The sequence below is a fragment of the Allofournierella sp. CML151 genome, assembly GCF_027853465.1.
Classification (GTDB): domain Bacteria; phylum Bacillota; class Clostridia; order Oscillospirales; family Ruminococcaceae; genus Allofournierella.
The window spans coordinates 23,455-36,566 of sequence record NZ_JAPNNW010000014.1 but is presented as its reverse complement, the minus strand read 5'-3'; the positions used below and the strand labels follow the sequence as shown (position 1 = coordinate 36,566).

At 61.9% G+C, this 13,112-nt stretch carries 10 protein-coding genes and 1 tRNA gene; 8 read left to right on the top strand and 3 right to left on the bottom strand.

Annotation, left to right across the window (positions count from 1 at the left end; genetic code table 11):
• Positions 1 to 66 precede the first annotated feature (66 nt).
• The 3 genes from PH256_RS10720 to PH256_RS10710 all read left to right on the top strand — a co-directional run bounded on the left by PH256_RS10720 (position 67) and on the right by PH256_RS10710 (position 2,683).
• The gene (locus tag PH256_RS10720) at positions 67 to 1,458 is read left to right on the top strand and encodes a Sapep family Mn(2+)-dependent dipeptidase (RefSeq protein WP_087183099.1); all 1,392 of its coding nucleotides are present in this window, start codon (positions 67 to 69) and stop codon (positions 1,456 to 1,458) included.
• A gap of 116 nt (positions 1,459 to 1,574) precedes the next feature.
• The gene (locus PH256_RS10715) at positions 1,575 to 2,132 is read left to right on the top strand and encodes a TetR/AcrR family transcriptional regulator (protein WP_270914169.1); all 558 of its coding nucleotides are present in this window, start codon (positions 1,575 to 1,577) and stop codon (positions 2,130 to 2,132) included.
• 131 nt (positions 2,133 to 2,263) lie between these two features.
• Entirely contained in the window at positions 2,264 to 2,683 is a 420-nt protein-coding gene (locus PH256_RS10710; protein ID WP_270914168.1) for a DUF2871 domain-containing protein, read from the top strand.
• A 63-nt stretch (positions 2,684 to 2,746) separates the two neighbouring features.
• Here the strand turns inward: PH256_RS10710 and PH256_RS10705 are convergent, their stop codons facing one another.
• Both PH256_RS10705 and PH256_RS10700 read right to left on the bottom strand, forming a co-directional pair.
• On the bottom strand, positions 2,747 to 3,946 hold the full coding sequence (locus PH256_RS10705; protein ID WP_270914167.1) for a coenzyme F420-0:L-glutamate ligase: 1,200 nt from the start codon (positions 3,944 to 3,946) through the stop codon (positions 2,747 to 2,749).
• Between the two features lie 252 nt (positions 3,947 to 4,198).
• On the bottom strand, positions 4,199 to 5,680 hold the full coding sequence (locus PH256_RS10700; protein WP_270914166.1) for a DUF1846 domain-containing protein: 1,482 nt from the start codon (positions 5,678 to 5,680) through the stop codon (positions 4,199 to 4,201).
• Between the two features lie 217 nt (positions 5,681 to 5,897).
• On the opposite strand from PH256_RS10700, the gene PH256_RS10695 reads away from it, so the two are divergent.
• A tRNA-Val gene (locus PH256_RS10695) sits at positions 5,898 to 5,974 on the top strand.
• An 85-nt stretch (positions 5,975 to 6,059) separates the two neighbouring features.
• On the opposite strand, the gene PH256_RS10690 is transcribed toward PH256_RS10695, so the two are convergent.
• Positions 6,060 to 6,989, bottom strand: a complete 930-nt coding sequence (locus PH256_RS10690) for an AraC family transcriptional regulator (protein ID WP_270914165.1) — start codon at positions 6,987 to 6,989, stop codon at positions 6,060 to 6,062.
• Positions 6,990 to 7,292: 303 nt separating this feature from the next.
• Here PH256_RS10690 and PH256_RS10685 point away from each other — a divergent pair, with 303 nt between their 5' ends.
• The 4 genes from PH256_RS10685 to PH256_RS10670 all read left to right on the top strand — a co-directional run bounded on the left by PH256_RS10685 (position 7,293) and on the right by PH256_RS10670 (position 13,112).
• A complete protein-coding gene (locus PH256_RS10685) occupies positions 7,293 to 8,813 on the top strand; it encodes a DUF4127 family protein (RefSeq protein ID WP_270914164.1) in 1,521 nt (506 codons plus the stop codon).
• Positions 8,814 to 8,929: 116 nt separating this feature from the next.
• Positions 8,930 to 10,219, top strand: a complete 1,290-nt coding sequence (locus PH256_RS10680; protein ID WP_270914163.1) for a transporter — start codon at positions 8,930 to 8,932, stop codon at positions 10,217 to 10,219.
• A 102-nt stretch (positions 10,220 to 10,321) separates the two neighbouring features.
• Positions 10,322 to 12,466: a hydantoinase/oxoprolinase family protein gene (locus tag PH256_RS10675; protein WP_270914162.1), complete on the top strand. Its 2,145-nt coding sequence runs from the start codon at positions 10,322 to 10,324 to the stop codon at positions 12,464 to 12,466.
• Positions 12,459 to 13,112, top strand: a complete 654-nt coding sequence (locus tag PH256_RS10670; protein WP_270914161.1) for a hypothetical protein — start codon at positions 12,459 to 12,461, stop codon at positions 13,110 to 13,112. Before PH256_RS10675 ends, PH256_RS10670 begins: the two co-directional genes overlap by 8 nt.

Here is a 13,112-nt window from a genome sequence, read left to right as displayed (position 1 = left end):
GTAAGAAATGACTCACCGCACGGCCGCCCTGCTGGCGGCGCTGCGGAGATAAGGAGATAGAAAGCAATGATTACAAAGGAACTGCGGGCCGCGGTGGATGCATTCGTGGCCGCCAACGAAGAAAATGTTGTGCGCGATATCAAGCGCCTGGTGGATATCAACAGCGTGGAGGGCACCCCGGAGCCGGGCAAGCCCTTCGGCGCAGGCCCTGCCGCCGCACTGGACGAGGCGCTGAAGATGGCTGCCGAGATGGGTCTGTCCACCAACAACTGCGAGGGCTACATGGGCTGGGCCGAGCTGCCCGGCGAGACCGATAAGCAGATTGCCACCATCACTCACCTGGACGTGGTGCCCCAGGGCAACGGCTGGACTGCCGATCCCTTCGACATGCAGGTGCGGGACGGCTGGATCATCGGCCGCGGCGTGGCCGACGACAAGGGTCCCAGCGTGCTGTGTCTGTACGCCCTGAAATTCCTCAAGGAGCATAACGTGCCCCTGAAGTACGGCGTGCGTGCCCTGCTGGGCGCCAACGAGGAGACCGGCATGGAGGACGTGGAGTACTACCTGAAGAACTACCCCGCTCCGGATTTCTGCTTCTCCCCGGACGCTGAGTTCCCGGTGTGCAACGGCGAGAAGGGCGGCTTCAACGGCTACCTGGTCTCCAAAAAGCTGGAGAACGGCAACATCCTGGAGTTCACCGGCGGCGTGGCCCACAACGTGGTGCCCGACCGTGCTTCCTGCCTGGTGAAGGCTGATTTCGCCGCCCTGAGCGAGCGGGAGGGCATTACCCTGGAGGAGGAGAACGGCGCGGTGCGCATCCGCGGCTGGGGCAAGGGCGGTCATGCGGCCATGCCTCAGAACACCGTGAACGCCATCGGCCTGATCGTGAACTACCTGCTGGACAATCAGCTGGTCACCGCCGAAGAGGCCCAGTTCCTGACCTACCTGCGCAAGCTGCACAGCAACACCGACGGCAGCGGCGTGGGCATCGCCGCCAGCGATGAGGCCTTCGACCCGCTGACCATCATCGGCGGTATGATCGAGCTGAAGGACGGCCGCCTGTGGCAGGACGTGGACAGCCGCTTCCCCACCAGCATCACCGGCGAGGAGATTAAGGCCCGGCTGGAGGCTGCCTCCGAGGGCTGCGCCACCGTGGAAGAGGCCACCTGGCGGGTGCCCTTCTACATCAGCGCCGACGCCGCACCCATCCAGGCGCTGATCGAGACCTACAATGAGGTCACCGGCGAGAACGCCAAGCCCTTCACCATGGGCGGCGGCACCTACGCCCGTCACTTCCCCAAGGCAGTGAGCTTCGGTCCCGAGCGGCTGGACACCGTGCTGCCCGAGTTCGGCGGCCCCATGCACGGCGCCAACGAGGCGGCCAACATCGCCCAGCTGATGCAGGCGCTCAAGATCTACATCCTGGCCATCCTGAAGCTGGAGACCATCGAGCTGTAATCCGGCAAAACAGCCTTGCAGCCGGGGCGGACAGAACACCGCCCCGGCTTTTTGCTTGACAAGATGAGGAAAACCCTGTATGATGAACGGTGTTCAAGATGAAAGGCAGGAGCGCCATGAATAAAGTGATCACATCCCGCGAGGAGCTGCTGGCCGCCAGCAAGAGCATTGCCGCCAGTCAGGGCCTGGCCGCGCTGAACATGCGGGCCGTGGCCGCTGCCGCCAATGTGGCAGTAGGCTCGGTGTACAATTATTTCCCCAGCAAGGCAGAGCTGGTCACCGCCACGGTGCAGGACATCTGGCGGGGGATCTTCCACGCGGCGGGCAGCTGCACCCAGAGCAGGGATTTCTGCGCCTGTGTGGAGTGGCTGTTCGACAGCATCCGTACCGGGGCAGCGGAATATCCGGATTTTCTGCGGGCTCATATGAGCGGCTTTGCTGCCCAGGACCGGAAAAAGGCCCGGCAGACCATGGAAGAGGCCTTTGGCCACATGCGTGCCAGCCTGGAGCAGGTGCTGGAGCGGGACGAAAAGGTGCGGCCGGACGCCTTCGGCGAGGACCTTACCCGGCAGCAGTTTGTGGCCTTTGTGTTCTCCAGCCTGATGGCGGGGCTTGCCCGGGAGGAGACCGACTGCGCGGTGCTGCTGGCGGTGATCCGCCGAGTGCTGTACTGACCGAAGGCCCCGCATAAATCTGCGTTTCCGGAAAAATTCTGCGCCGCCCCGGCGGGAGCGGGGCGGCTTTTTTACAAAATATGAACCATGTTCAAAAAGTGGGCCCAGGGCCCGGAAAGAGGGAACTCCTTATGAAAAAACTCATCAATACCGCATTCGGCTACGCCATCGCCTCCATGGCCTTCGGCGTGTTCTACCGGGAATTTACCAAGTGGAACGGCTTTACCGGCAAGACCACTCTGGCAGTGAACCACCTGCATCTGTTCGCGCTGGGCACGGTGCTGTTTTTGGTCTTGGCGCTCTTCGCCAAGACCATCAGCCTGACCGCTCAGCCCATGTTCCGCCGCTTTTACGGCCTCTATAACGTGGCGCTGCCCTTCATGACCGTGATGTTCACGGTGCGGGGTGTTGTGCAGGTGCTGGGTATCCCGCTGAGCAGCGGGGCCGACGCGGCCATCAGCGGCATTGCGGGCATCGGCCATATCCTGATGGGCGTGTCCATCGTGATGCTGTTCCTGGCGCTGAAGGCTGTGGCCAAGAGCGAGGAATAAACAATGAAAAAAGCGGGCGGTTCCGAATCTTCGGAACCGCCCGCTTTGCTGTGTGCGGAAAAATTATTTGGTGTAGTTGTCGAAGTAGCCCTGCACCAGAATGATGGGGGTGCCCTTGTCGCCGCTGCCGCTGGTCAGATCGCACAGGCTGCCGATCAGGTCGGTCAGGCGGCGGGGAGTGGTGCCCTGGCTGGCCATGTTGCCGGTCAGGCTCTCGGCCTTCTCGTCCTTCTCCCGGATGGCCTGGGAGATGGCGTCCTTCAGCTCCTTGCCGGAGAGGTTGGCGAAGTCGTTGTCGGCCAGATACTTCAGCTTCAGCTCGTTGGGAGTGCCCTCCAGACCGGCGGTGTAGCCGGGGGAAACCACGGGGTCGGCCAGCTCCCAGATCTTGCCCATGGGGTCCTTGAAGGCGCCGTCGCCGTAGACCATTACCTCAACGTGCTTGCTGGTGGCGTCCAGAATCCGCTGCTGGATGTCATCCACCAGCTCCTGGCAGTGGATGGGGAACAGCTTCACGGTCTCCTCGGTGGCCTTGTTGGAGCCCAGCAGGCCGTAAGCGTCGTTGTAGCCGCTGCCGTTCACGGGGGCGGTCATCAGCTCATCCAGGCACAGCACCTTCTCGGCACCGGCGGCGGTCAGCAGCCGCTTGGTGCGCTTGCGGGTGTGAATGTCGCAGGTGAGCACGTTCTTGGTGTAGTCCAGAATGGCCCGGGGATTGTTGGCGAAGATGATCTCGGCCTTTGCGCCCGCGCCCTCGATCACGCTGCGGTAATACTCCACGTAGTCCACGCCGGTGAAGGTGTGCTTTTTGTAGCCGAACAGCTCACGATAGCGCTCCTCGCTGAGCACGTCGCTCCAGGGGTTCACGCCGGAGGCATCCAGCTCGTCCTCGCTGATCAGATGGTTGCCCACCTCGTCGGAGGGGTAGCTGAGCATCAGAACAACCTTTTCGCAGCCTGCGGCAATGCCCTTCAAGCAGATGGCAAAGCGGTTGCGGCTCAGGATGGGGAAGATCACACCCAGCGTGCCGCCGCCGAATTTTTCCTTCACATCCTGAGCGATGTTCTCCACCGAGGCGTAGTTGCCCTGGCTGCGGGCCACCACGGCCTCGGTCACGGCGATTACGTCACGGTCGCGCAGGCAGAAGCCCTCGCTGTTTGCGGCGGACAGAACGGAATCCACCACGATGCTGGCCAGGTCGTCGCCCTGGCGGATGATCGGGGCGCGGATGCCCCGGGATACAGTGCCAACCAAACGTTCCATAAAAGCTGTCTCCTTCTGTGTTTCGTCTCAGCGCACGGGGACAAAACGCTCCCGCGCGCGGGTAGTCCTCTTCCATTATACGGGCAGGGCCGGGGCTTGTAAATCATTTTGCGGCAAAAAAGGGCGCGCAGTGGAAAAGGCGGCAGCCGAGTTTTCCGCCATGGAGAGGCAAAATAGTGGGAAACTCGGAAAGAAAATGCGCCCCCGAAACCGTCAGGTTCCGGGGGCGCGCTGTGCGTTATGGATAAAAAATCAGAAGAACAGGTCCTTGCCGGGGTACTTGGGCTCCATGGTGATGCGCAGGCCCAGCTTGCGCAGGGTGCCCTGGTCACCGGAGTGGAGCATCTGGGTGGAGTGCATATCGCAGTCCCGCAGCAGGGGCAGGGCGGACATGGCCTTGGCGGCCACCGGTTCGGTGGCGGCGCTCACTGCCAGACCGGCCAGCACGTCGTCCACCTTCAGCACGCTGGAGCGGCTGCCCAGGTAGTCAATCTTCAGCCGCAGGATGGGCTCCAGCACCTCGGGACGGATCAGCATCACGGAATCCTGGATGCCGGTCAGCGCCTTCAGGCTGTTCAGCACGGTGGCGCTGCAGGCGCTCATCAGATCGCTGGCCTTGCCGGTCACAATGCGGCCGTCCGGCAGCTCGATGGCGGCGGCAGGCTGCTCGGTCTGGCGCATCTTGGCCAGAGCGGGGGCAACCACGGCACGGCTCTCGGCGTTCACATCCAGCTGCTGCATGATGTTCTCAATCTTGTGCAGGCTGGCCTCGCTGGCCTTGCCCTGCTTCACATCGCAGGCAGCGGTGTAGTAGCGGCGGAAGATTTCCTCGGTGGCGGCCTTGCGTACCACCTCGTCGTCAAAGATGGCGTAGCCGGCCATGTTCACGCCCATATCGGTGGGGCTGCGGTAGAACTCCTTGTCGCCGGTGATGCGGCCCAGAATGTTCTGCACGATGGGGAAGGCTTCCACGTCGCGGTTGTAGTTGACGGTGGTCTTGCCGTAGGCCTCCAGGTGGAAGGGGTCGATCATGTTCACATCGTCCAGGTCGGCGGTGGCGGCCTCATAGGCCAGGTTGACCGGGTGCTTCAGGGGAATGTTCCAGATGGGGAAGGTCTCGAACTTGGCGTAGCCGGCCATCACACCCCGCTTGTACTCGTGGTAGACCTGGCTCAGGCAGGTGGCCAGCTTGCCGCTGCCGGGGCCGGGAGCGGTGACCACCACCAGGGGCTTGGTGGTTTCCACATAGGGGTTGGAGCCGTAGCCCTCGTCGCTGCAGATGTAGTCCACAGCCAGAGGATAGCCCTCGATGGGGCGGTGGATGTAGTTCTTCACGCCGCGGCTGGTGAGCTTTTTGGCAAAGGCGTCGGCAGCGCGCTGGCCGGTGTACTGGGTGATGACCACGCTGTTCACCGCGATGTCCATAGCGGTGATGTCGTCGATCAGGCGCAGCACCTCCATGTCGTAGCTGATGCCCAGGTCGGCGCGCATCTTGGTCTTTTCAATGTCGCCTGCGCTGATGCAGAAGATAATCTCGGCCTTGTCGCGCAGCTCGTGCAGCAGCCGGATCTTGCCGTTCACATCAAAGCCGGGCAGCACCCGGGCGGCATGGTAGTCGTCGAACAGCTTGCCGCCGAACTCCAGATACAGCTTGCCCTGGAACTTTTCGATCCGGGAGAGAATGTTCTCGGTCTGCTTTTGAATATAAAGGTTGTTATCGAATCCGATCTGCATAAATAGCCTCCTTCTCAGCGCATGAACGCCTGATGCGTCCGCCGGAAAAACCGGCGGACCAGTCCTTGTTTTTAGGATGTCCTCAACTAAAAAATGATACCATGCACCCGCGCTGAATGCAACAAAAAGCCGGGGGAGAAGGGCAAAAAAATAACGGAAAAATTTTTGAAAAACCGTTGACTTTACCCCGGTGGGGTGATATAATAACTTTCGTCGCGGAGGATTAGCTCAGCTGGTTAGAGTGCCTGCATCACACGCAGGAAGTCTGGGGTTCGAGTCCCTAATTCTCCACCAAAAGCTCACAGGTTTGCCTGTGAGCTTTCTTTTTTGTTTTCAGCGCCCCGGCCCGTGCCGTTTTGCACGGGGCCGAGGCGCTTTTTTATTTCGCTTCCGGGACCGGGGGAGGGGGATCTCCGGCGGCCAGGCTGCGCCGCTTGAATTCGCTGGGCGACATGCCCACCTCCTTTTTGAAGGCCTTGCTGAAGGACTGCAGGGATTCGTAGTTCAGCATGTTGGCGATTTCAGAGAGGGTCCAGCGGTCGTCCAGAATCAGCTCCTTGCGCTTGTCGATCTTCACCTGCAGAATGTACCGCTGCAGCGTCATGCCGGTCTTCTGCTTGAACACATGGGAGATGTAGGTGTAGCTGAAGTGCATCTCCTGGGCCAGGGTGCGGATGTCCGGAATGGAGAAGATGTGGTCCTCGATGTATTTGATGAGAGTGTACACCGTGGTGCCCACCACCCGGGGGTTGGGTGCGTCCGCTCCCGGCTCGGTGCGCAGGTTGTGCTGGGAAAAGGTGCGCCAGGTGAGGATCATGATGTTTTCCAGGCAGTTGCTCAGATATTCAAAGGAGTAGGGCGGCTGCTGGTTGAACTCCGCCAGCATGTTTTTCAGCACCCCGCCCACCCCGTAATGGTCGCTGGAGCACTGGTTGGTGCGCAGTGACTGCAGATACATCTGCAGAACGCTCAGGTATTCGAACTCGCAGTCCGGCGCGAAGTCGAAGCCCAGGTACAAAAAGCGGAACTTGTTGTCCGAGGAGGTCACCGTGTGCGTGCCCTGCTTGGGGGTAAGGATGATGTCGTTCTTCTTCACCGGAATGGTCTTGCCGTTCAGCGAAAACTCCCCGCATCCGGCCAGGATCACGCTGAGCTCGTAGCACCACTGCTGGTGCACATCGTCCACGCCCTGTTCATAGCGCAGCTCACCGATCTGATACAAAAGAATATTTTTGTATCGCATGGGCGCGTCGTGGTCGGATTCCATATTGAACTGGAAGATCCGCCCGGCGGTGGTTTTGTTCAGCATGGTTGGCGCCTCCTTTGGCCGGGGAAAGCCCCGCTTCTACCGCTTATTATATCGAATTTTTGGTGGAAATGGCGGCTTTTGCTGCAAATGAGCGCAAGATTCATAAAAATAGCACCGTGCACAAAAGCGCGAGAAGAAGTTCGTACATAATGATAACAATGACGGAAAAGTGGAAAATAGGGGCCACAGGGACCGCAGATTAGGACAAGCGGACACCGCAAACTTTTGCTATGATGTGGGTGACGAAACGAGAGACCGGTCGGGGGGATGCCCCGGGGACCGGTATGCCTATGGAGAGGACTGATGCCGTTGAAAACGATGCTGTATCTGCCGCTGGACGAACGCCCCTGCAACTGGCTGTTTCCCCAGATGATGACCCGCGGGGAGGCACAGCTGGAGCTGCTCACGCCGCCGCAGGAGATGCTGGGCCGCAAGAAGACCCCGGCGGATCTGGAAGGACTGTGGGCCTTCGTGGAGGAGAACTTTTCCCGCAGCAGCTGCGCGGTCCTCTCGGCGGAGATGCTGTTTCTGGGCGGGCTGCTGCCCTCCCGGCTGCACCATATGAGCACAGCCTGGATCACCCGCTGCATGGAGCGGCTGCGGGCGCTGAAAAAAAGCAGCCCCGAAACCCGGCTGTATCTGTTCGAGCTGATCATGCGCACCCCGCGCTACAGCAGCAGCGACGAGGAGCCGGATTACTACCAGGAGTACGGCGAGCGGATTTTCCGCTACGGCTACCTGAAGGACAAGCAGGCCCGCCAGGGGCTGGATGCCCGGGAGCAGGAGGACCTGCACAGCCTGGCCAACCAGATCCACCCCGAGCACCGGGCGGACTATGAGGCCCGCCGGAACTTCAACGCAGCCCTGCTGGAAAACGTGCTGGAGCTGGTGCGGGACGGTGTGGTGGAGCTGCTGTACATCCCGCAGGACGATTCCTGTGAGTTCGGCTACACCGCCATTGACCAGAAGCGTATTCACCAGGCCATCCGCCGACTGGGCGTGGAGGACAAGGTCTACATGCATCCCGGCGCGGACGAGGCGGGCGCGGAGCTGGTTGCCCGGGCCTGGCTGGAACTGACCGGCCGCAGCCCCCGGGTATATGTGGAGTACGGCAGCCTGCTGGCGGCTCAGATCATTCCGCTGTATGAGGACCGCATCCTGGGTGCGAGCGTGGAGCAGCACCTGCTGGCCTGCGGCTGCGAGCGGTGGGACGACCCCTGGACGGCGGACCTGATTCTGGCGGTGAACGCCCCGGGGCGGGTGATGCAGGAGAGTGCGGACCAGCAGGAGGGGGATGTGACCTACCAGTCCTTCCGCTGCCTGCGGGCCTTCGTAAAGCGGATCGGCCGCTTCGTGGAGGCGGGCAAGCCGGTGGCGGTGGCGGACTGCGCCTATGCCAACGGCGGCGATCTGGAGTTTCTGCGCCTGCTGGATAAGGCGGGCCTGCTGGAAAGGCTGGTTTCCTACAAGGGCTGGAACACCGCCTGCAACACGCTGGGCACCACTCTGGCGCAGGGCGTGTTCGCACTGGCCGGGCAGGACCGGGCCCAGCTGCGGCGCAACCTGCTGTACCATCTGCTGGATGACGGACTCTACCAGGCGCTGGTTCGCGCCGAGGTGCTGTGCCGGGTGCAGCAGGACGGCCTGAGCTATTTTGATTTGGGCACAGGCGCCCGGAAGTATGGCGAATTCGCCCGGCAGCGGCTGCTGGAGCACTGGCGTGAGCGGCTTCCGTCGAGTTTTTCGGACCTTGCTTCGGCGAGGTTTGAGATATGGTTCCCCTGGAATCGATTGTTCGAGATCGGGATAACTTGGCGTACATAACGCCGTGTGAGGAGAAACGTCCACAAAGGAGGGATGCGGCAGGCACACAGGGGGAAAGGTGACCGCAAAAGCGGGAGCCTTTGGTATGGATTCATATTGAAAGGAGAAACATTAAAATGGGTGAAATTTTAAGTATTCGGGTCATTTTGATCCTGGTAGCCTTTGCGGTATTCGTAGGCCTGATGGTGGCCAAAAAGCTGCCCACCATCCTGGCGCTGCCTCTGCTGGGCGTTCTGACCGCGGTCATCGCGGGTGTTCCCTTCATGACTCCCGCCGAGGAGGGCGGCCAGACCATCATGAGCTACGTGATCGGCTCGGGCGCTTCCCGTCTGGCAGGCACCATCATTGCCACCATCTTCGGCGGCATGTTCGCAAAAGTGATTCAGAAGCAGGGCATTTCCGATGCCATCATCCGCAAGGCTGCGGAGCTGGCCGGTGATAAGCCCTACGCCATCGCCTTCGTGCTCACCGCTGCCACCGCACTGATCTTCTCTGCCATCGGCGGCGCGGGCCCCGTTATCATGGTGTCCACCATCGTGATTCCCCTCATGCTCTCCGCGGGCATTCAGCCTGTGGTCGCAGCCGGCCTGGTGCTGTTCGGCATCAGCACCGGCGGCCTGTTCAACGTGGCCAACTACCAGTTCTATGTGGATACCATCGGCATGGACATGGATATGATCAAGAGCGCTTCCATCGTAATGGGCATTGCCAGTGTGGTTGCCATCGTGGCCTATGTGCTGCTGAACGTAAAGCGCACCGGCGGCAAGAGCTACTGGGCCAAGCCCGCCGCAGGCGAAACCAAGGAAGTAAACGTCTTTGCTCTGCTGGCTCCTCTGGTGCCCATTCTGCTGGTATTCGTGTTCCAGTTCACCGCTGAGCTGAGCCTGATCATCGCTGTGATCTACACCATCCTGGTAACCAATCCCCGCCAGATCATCCAGGTTGCTTCCTCCTCTCTGGTGGAGGGCATCCAGGACGTGGCCGGCGTAACCGCTCTGATGATCGGCATCGGCATCCTGCTGAACGGCGTGTCCGCCGAGGCTACCGTGGCCCTGATGCAGCCCCTGATCGGCGCCATCATGCCCCGTTCCGCCGTGGTTTACGTGATCGCCTTCACCATCCTGTCGCCCCTGGCGCTGTACCGCGGACCTCTGAACTCCTACGGCCTGGGCTCTGGCCTGGCCAACATCATGCTGGCTGCCGGTACCATGAGCCCCGCTGCCGTGGGTAACGCGCTGCGCGCCACCGGCGTGGTGCAGGGCGTTTCCGACCCCACCAACACCCAGAACGTGATCGTGGCCGATTACGCCAAGGTGGACGTGAACGCGATCCTGAAGTCCACCCTGCCCTACACCATCTTCGCGACCTTTGTGGCTCTGGTGTACACCGCAGTGTTTTACTTCTAATCAGGTTATCAGACCGACCAGTTGTTTGGGAGAAATCGGGGCGCCGGTTTCTCCCAAACGCATATCAGAAACCATTTTACAGATACAGAAAGGAAAACTATCATGGGCAATAAAGTTCGGATCGGCATCGACGTGGGCGGCACCTTCACCGACGCCGTCGTGATCGACAACAGCAGCTATGAGGTGATCGCCAAGGCAAAGATCCCCACCACCCACCACGCGGAAAAGGGCGTGGCGGAAGGCATCGTCCAGGTCATCCGCAAGGTGCTGGCGGAGAATCACATCGATCCGGACGATGTGGTGTTCATCGCCCACGGCACAACCCAGGCCACCAACGCCCTGCTGGAGGGCGACGTGGCCCAGGTGGGCATTGTGGGCATGGGCACCGGCCTGGAGGGTGAGCGGGCCAAGGGTGAGACCAAGGTGGGCCGCATCGAGCTGGCCCCCGGCAAGTTTTTGAACACCGTACACACCTATCTGGACACCGCCAAGCTCACCGACGAATCCATCGACGCCGCCATCCAGACGCTGCTGGACGGCCAGGCCCAGGTGATCGTGGCCTCCAAGTCCTACTCGGTGGACAACCCGGAAGACGAAATCCGGGTGATCCGCCGCGCCCAGGAAAAGGAGCTGATGGCCACCGGCGGCTATGAGATTTCCCAGCTGTACGGCCTGCAGGCCCGCACCCGCACCGCTGTGGTGAACGCGGCGCTGATCCCCAAGATGATGGAAGCGGCCAACATGACCGAGGCCTCGGTGAAGCAGACCGGCATCAAGAAGCCCCTGATGATCATGCGCTGCGACGGCGGCGTGATGAGCGTGGACGAGGTGCGCAAGCGCCCCATCCTGACCATGCTGTCCGGCCTGGCCGCGGGCGTCGCCGGTGCGCTGATGTATGAAAAGATCACCGACGGCATCTTCTTCGAGGTGGGCGGCACCTCCACCGACATCTCGGTCATCAAGGACGGCAAGGTAATGATCCAGAACGCCCAGGTGGGCGGCCGCAAGCTGTATCTGAATTCGCTGGACGTGCGCACCCTGGGCGTTGCGGGCGGCTCCATGATCGTGGTGGAGAACGGCAAGATCACCGACGTTGGTCCCCGCTCGGCCCACATCGCCGAAAAGGAATACGAGGTGTTCACCGCGCCGGAAAACCTGAAGGACGCCCAGGTCAAGCTGGTGGCTCCCCGCCCGGAGGACCTGCCCCACTACGCGGTGGTAAGCTGCGCCGGGGGCAAGGAGTACGCGCTGACTCTGGCGGGTGCGGCCAACCTGCTGGGCTATGTGCCCGAGGGCGACTACGCCCGGGGCAACCTGGAATCCGCCCGCCTGGCCTGGGAGGCGCTGGGCCGTGAGGTGGGCATGACCGCCGAGGAGGCCTGCCGCCGCGCCATGGACATCGCCTCCGAGAAGGTGAAGGTCATTGTGGACGGCCTGATCGAAGACTACCAGCTGAACAAGCAGCTGATCCGCTTTGTGGGCGGCGGCGGTTCCGCCTGCGTGGTGCCCCCCTACCTGGGCGAGAAGATGGGTGTGCGCTGGCAGGTGGCCAAGAATGCGCCCTACATCTCCACCATCGGCGTAGCCCTGGCGCTGGTGCGCGAGCAGCTGGAGCGCAACGTGAGCAACCCCACCCAGGAGGACATCAAGAAGATCCGCGCCGACATTATGGACGAGGTGGTCAAGGCCGGCGCAAACCCCGAGACTGTGGAGATCACCATTGAGATCGACGCCCAGAAGAACATTCTGCGGGCCATCGCCACCGGCGCCACCGAGCTGCGCACCAAGGACCTGAGCGAAAAGGCCAAGACCCGGGAGGAGCTGGCCCAGATCGTGCGGGAATCGGTGACTGGCGGGGCCGAGATCGCCAGCGAGGCTCACACCGGCCGCTGGCACGCCTACCGGCTGGAGACCATGAGCGCAAAGCTGTGGGGCCTTCTGAAGATGCGCAAGCCCTCGCTGCGCGTGGCGGACGACGAGGGCGTGGTACGCCTGCAGAAGGGCGCGGGCGAGATTCTGGAGTTTGAAAAAAGCGAGATGGACGGCCGCTTTGTGCGCTTCATCGAGGCCAACACCCGCTTCTCGGACGCGGGTGCGACCCTGCCCAAAACCTACCTGTATTTCGGGCAGAAATCCGCCGACCTGAGCGGCGTGACCAACAAGGAGCAGCTGCTGTCGCTGGCGAAGATGGAATGCGAGACTCTGCCCGAGGACGCCCGCATCATCGCGGTGGCCGCGCATGAGTGATTGGGAGCAGCTGCAATGCCTTTCCGGCGAGGCCTTTGCCCTGGTGCTGCTGCGGCAGGACCCGGTGTTCGGCCGCATCCTGCCGGAACAATACGGCTATTACATCCGGCAGGGCATCCGGGCCGGGCAGCAGGCGGCGGAGCAATGGACTCTGCCTGAACTCACCCGGCGGCTGGAGAAAGACAGGGTGGAGGTGTGCCGGAGCGAAGAGACTCCGCCCATGGACATCCACTCGGAATACTGCCCGGCGGAAAACGGCCGGGGACCGGTGGTCCGCCTGTACCGCCCCACGCTGGAAAAGATCCGGGCGGCGGCCCAAAGGCGGGGCATTCCGGTGACCATGGAACAGCTGGAGCAGCTGCATCTGGCCCATGAGTTTTATCATCATCTGGAACATTGCGGCGGGGGCGACGTGAGCCTGACCAGCAAGCCGGTGGAAGTGCGGCTGCTGGGGGTGATCCGCCGGCCCCGGGCGGTGCGCAGCCTGCGGGAGATTGCGGCCCACACCTTTGCCCGGGCGGTGTGTGCCAGCCCCTGCCATCCCCTCGCGTGGGACTGGCTTTTGCTGAACGAGGAAGACGAGAATCGGGCCAAGGCTTTTTTGAGGCTCTGCCAGCAGGCCGAGCAAAGCGTGAAAGGAGCATGA